This is a genomic window from uncultured Sphingomonas sp. (assembly GCF_946477935.1).
Taxonomy (GTDB): domain Bacteria; phylum Pseudomonadota; class Alphaproteobacteria; order Sphingomonadales; family Sphingomonadaceae; genus Sphingomonas.
Window position 1 is genome coordinate 1 of record NZ_CAMLAC010000266.1, and the last position, 4,383, is coordinate 4,383.

The window sequence follows — 4,383 nt, forward strand, 5'->3', positions numbered from 1 at the left end:
CGCCTCCTTGTCCCAGAAGGCGGGCAGGAAGTTGAACAGGTTGCGCGAGAACAGCGCGGAGGCGTCCGCCGCCAGCCGCCGCGACAACGCCGGATAGCCGATGATCGACACCCCGTGGCGCACCACCACCTCGCCGGCGACCGCGCCCTCGACATTGCCGCCCTGCTCCACCGCCAGATCGACGATCACCGATCCGGGCCGCATGCTCGCCACCTGCGCGTCGGTCACCAGCCGGGGCGCCGGGCGCCCGGGGATCAGCGCGGTGGTGATCACCACGTCCTGCTTGGCGATGTGGCCGGACACCAGCTCGGCCTGCGCCGCCTGATATTCCGGGCTCATCTCGCCGGCATAGCCGCCCGTACCCTCGCCCTCGATCCCCGCCACCTGCTCGACGAAGATCGGCTTGGCCCCCAGCGACTGGATCTGTTCGCGCGTCGCGGCACGCACGTCGGTGGCCGATACCTGCGCGCCCAGCCGCCGCGCGGTGGCGATCGCCTGCAGCCCCGCTACGCCCACGCCCATCACGAACACCCGCGCCGCCGCCACCGTGCCCGCCGCGGTCATCATCATCGGAAAGGCATGGCCATAGGCATTCGCTGCCTCCAGCACCGCCTTGTAGCCGGCCAGGTTGGACTGCGACGACAGGATATCCATCGACTGCGCGCGCGTGATGCGCGGCATGAACTCCATCGCCAACGCCTCCAGCCCGGCTGCGGCATAGCCGTCCACCCGAGCCCGCGCGCCAAAAGGATCATGCGCCGCCACGATCCAGGCGCCGGGCGCCGCCCCGGCCAGCAGCGCCGGATCAGGCCCCTGCACCCCCAGCACGACATCCGCGCCGGCCACGACGGCCGATGCCTCGCCAATCTCCGCCCCGGCTTCTGTATAGGCGGCATCGGCCAGCGTGGCGCCTGCGCCCGCGCCAGCCTCCACGGCCACGCGCGCGCCCAGCGCCACCAGCTTCTTTACCGTCTCGGGCGTCGCGGCCACGCGGGTTTCGCCGTCGGCACGCTCGCGCAGCACCGCGATCTTCGGGGAGCCCCCGGCGGGGGCGGCCATCAGGAGATCAGCCAGATCACGAGCGCGACCAGAATCGCCACGCCGATCGAAGCCCATTTCAACAGGCCGATCATCGCATGATAGGTCCCGACGTGCGCCTTCATGTCTCCGTTGCCGGCCATGGCCTCTTCCCGTTATTTTATGTCGTCGGGGGTCAGCTTACCCAGACCGCCGCCGCGCCTCAAGGCCCGGCACGCGTCCGCACCATATGCCCGCAAGTGTTTTTTAAGGGTGGACTGTCCCGATTTAAGGCGGTTTTAAAGGCTGACGCCTAGTTCAAGGCTCCACCAACAGGATTCGGGACCGATCATGACGCGCAACGGACAGCGCCTGCTACTCCTGATCGACGACGAGCCGGCCCAGCGCCGGCTGGTGGCGGCCCTTGCCCAGCGCCGCGGATGGCGTGCGATCTTTGCGGCCGATGCCGACATGGCGCTGGCCACGCTCGGCACGCAGGAAGGGATGCAGCTCGACGCGATCCTGATGGACTGGTCGGACGAGGCCGACGCGGCGCCCTTCATCACCGAACTGCGCCGGCACCGCCCGACGCTGCCGATCCTGATGCTGACCGCCAACGGTTCGGTCACGCAGGCCGTCGATGCGATGCGCGCCGGCGCCACCGACTTCCTGGTCAAGCCGCTTGCCCCCGAACGGTTGCTCGCCGCCCTCGACGCGGCGGTTGCCGCGACCACCGGGGGCGAGTTGCGTCCGCTGACCGAAAAAATCCCGGCGCTGCTCGCCTTTGACGAGATCGTCGGCGCCGCGCCCGAATTCCGCGCCGCGCTCGCCATCGCGGCCAAGGCGGCCCGCGCCCGCGTCCCCGTCCTGCTCGAAGGGGAAAGCGGCGTCGGCAAGGCGGTGGTGGCAGAGGCGGTGCATGCCGCCAGCCCGCGCGCGAACACGCCGATGATCACCGTCGATTGTGGCGCCATTTCCGCCAATCTGGTGGAAAGCGAGCTGTTCGGGCATGAGGAGGGCGCATTCACCGGCGCCTTCTCCCGCAAGATCGGCAAGTTCATCGACGCCGATGGCGGCACGCTGTTCCTGGACGATATCGCCGAAATGCCGCTGGAGGCGCAGGCGCGGCTGATGCACTTCCTGCAAACCGGGGAGGTGCATGCCATGGGCGGTCGCCACCCCCGCATCGTCGATGTCCGGGTCATCGCCGCGGCCGACGCGCGCCTGCTCGATGCGGTGGAGGCCTCCCGCTTCCGCGAGGATCTTTATTACCGCTTGAATGCCGTGCAGGTCACCATTCCGCCGCTGCGCGACCGGGTGGACGATATTCCGGCGCTGACCCGCCATCTGCTGGCGCGGATCGCCCAGCAACCCGGTCTGCCCGCACTCGGCATCACCGACGACGCGCTGGCGCTGCTCGCGCGCTACGACTGGCCGGGCAATGTCCGCCAGTTGCAGAACGCGTTGTTCCGGGCCGCGGTGGTGTGCGAGGGCGACGTGCTGACCCGTGCCGACTTCCCGCAGATCGCCAGCCTGGGCGAACGTCGCCCGGCCGCGCCCCAGTCGGGCGCGACCAGCGGCGGCATCAGCCTGTTTCATCCCGACGGCAATCTGCGCCCGCTGGACGAGATCGAGGCCGATGTCATCCGCCTCGCCATCGGTCACTATCGCGGCCGCATGACCGAGGTCGCCCGCCGCCTCGGCATCGGCCGCTCCACCCTTTATCGCAAGCTCGGCGAACTCGGCATCGACCACGCCGCCTGAGCGTTCCGCCTCACCACAGGATGCCGTGGACCGGCTTCATCGGCTCGGGCGCTTCCTCGCCGATGGACTGCAGCAGATCGATCTCGATCGTGCGGCACATCGCGGTCAGCGGCAGGTCGTGGACGGTATCCGCGAACGGATCGACCAGATCGTCACCAATCTGCAGCGTCGCCAGGAACATCAGGCCCGCGATCGTCGACCCGATCGGCGTGGCGAAGCCCAGCGTCTCGACCAGCCCGATCGGCAGCAGCACGCAAAACAGCCGCGTGAAAAAAGTCGGCATGAACCGGTACTGGTTGGGCAACGGCGTGTTCTTCAACCGCTCCATGCCGCCTTGCGCATTGGCGATGTCGACCAGCACGGCCTCCATCTGGGTCTGCTGGATGGTATCGATCCAGCCCTTGGCCTGCGCATCGGCGATGCGGCGGCCGGTGCCGTCCAGCAGGCCGTTGGCGGTGTTGACCCGCGCCAGCGCCGGCTCGGCCTCGCCCTGCGACAGGAATTTCAGCACGGCCTCGTCCACCGGCTGCCGGCGCAACTGGCAGCGCAGCGCGTTGACATAGGCGATCTGGCGCATGACGATCGACCGCTTCAGGTCGATCGCGTCGGGATCGGGCATGAAGTTGCGGGTGGACCGCGCGATGTTGCGCGATGCGTTGATCATCAGGCCCCACAGCCCCCGGCCTTCCCACCACCGCGCATAGGCGGAGTTGGTGCGGAAGCCCAGGAACAGCGCCAGTGCCGAGCCGAACAGGGTCAGCGGCAGCGACGGCGCCTTGATCGGCATCAGATAATAGGCGGCGGTGACGATCACGTCCCAGACGAACAGGCCGAGCAGCGGGCGCCAGACTTCGGTAATGATGACGCGTACGCGTGGAACGGCATCGACGATCAAGGGCGATTTCCTTTCGTTGAAGCCGGGGCAACGCACGCCACCCCGAATTGATGCATGTTATCGGTGATTTATCCGACGAGCGCCTGATCGCGCAAACCGCGCCAGATTCGCAAGGCCTGAACCGTGTCGGCCACGTCGTGCACCCGGATCAGTTGCGCGCCAAGCTCGACGCCCTTCAGCGCCATCGCGATGCTGCCACCAAGCCGCTCGGCCACCGGCGCCTCGTTCGACAGTGCGCCGATCATCCGCTTGCGGCTTGCCCCCAGCATGATCGGACAGCCCAGTCCGTGCAGCATCGCCAGTCCGTTCACCAGCGCCAGGTTTTCGGCGAGCGACTTGCCGAAGCCGATACCGGGATCGACCAGGATGCGCGCGCGATCGACCCCCGCCGCCACGACGGCGGTGATCCGCGCTTCCAGCCAGTCGAACACCTCGCACACCACGTCACGGTATCCGGTGCGGCCATGCCCGCCCTTTTCCGGGTCGGGCGAGTGCATCAGGATGACGGGCGCACCGCTGTTCGCCACCACCTCCAGCGCACGGTCGTCCCACAACAGCGCCGACACGTCGTTGACGATCCCCGCCCCTGCCGCGAGTGCGGCCTCCATCACCCCGGCCTTGCGCGTGTCGATCGACACCAGCGTGCCCGCCCGCGCCAGCCGCTCCACCACCGGCACGACGCGCTGGATCTCGTCACCTTCCCACAC

The 4,383-nt window shown here is 68.5% G+C and carries 5 protein-coding genes; 1 reads left to right on the forward strand and 4 read right to left on the reverse strand.

Annotated features, from left to right (window positions below):
- Both Q0U08_RS18005 and Q0U08_RS18010 read right to left on the reverse strand, forming a co-directional pair.
- Positions 1-1,059: NAD(P) transhydrogenase subunit alpha (locus tag Q0U08_RS18005; protein WP_298093038.1), on the reverse strand; the 1,059-nt coding region annotated here is incomplete at its 3' end.
- Positions 1,059-1,181 (reverse strand): aa3-type cytochrome c oxidase subunit IV, encoded by a 123-nt coding sequence (locus Q0U08_RS18010; protein ID WP_298093040.1) that lies wholly within the window; start codon positions 1,179-1,181, stop codon positions 1,059-1,061. The genes Q0U08_RS18010 and Q0U08_RS18005, both read right to left, overlap by 1 nt.
- 187 nt (positions 1,182-1,368) lie before the next feature.
- Between Q0U08_RS18010 and Q0U08_RS18015 the strand changes: the two genes are divergently transcribed.
- Complete coding sequence (locus tag Q0U08_RS18015) at positions 1,369-2,781, forward strand: sigma-54 dependent transcriptional regulator (protein ID WP_298093042.1); 1,413 nt, start codon at positions 1,369-1,371, stop codon at positions 2,779-2,781.
- A gap of 10 nt (positions 2,782-2,791) precedes the next feature.
- Here Q0U08_RS18015 and Q0U08_RS18020 read toward each other — a convergent pair whose 3' ends face one another.
- Both Q0U08_RS18020 and folP read right to left on the reverse strand, forming a co-directional pair.
- Positions 2,792-3,676, reverse strand: a complete 885-nt coding sequence (locus Q0U08_RS18020; RefSeq protein ID WP_298093044.1) for a bestrophin family protein — start codon at positions 3,674-3,676, stop codon at positions 2,792-2,794.
- Between the two features lie 68 nt (positions 3,677-3,744).
- Positions 3,745-4,383, reverse strand: a 639-nt coding sequence (gene folP, locus Q0U08_RS18025) for a dihydropteroate synthase (protein WP_298093046.1), incomplete at its 5' end; no start/stop codon positions are given.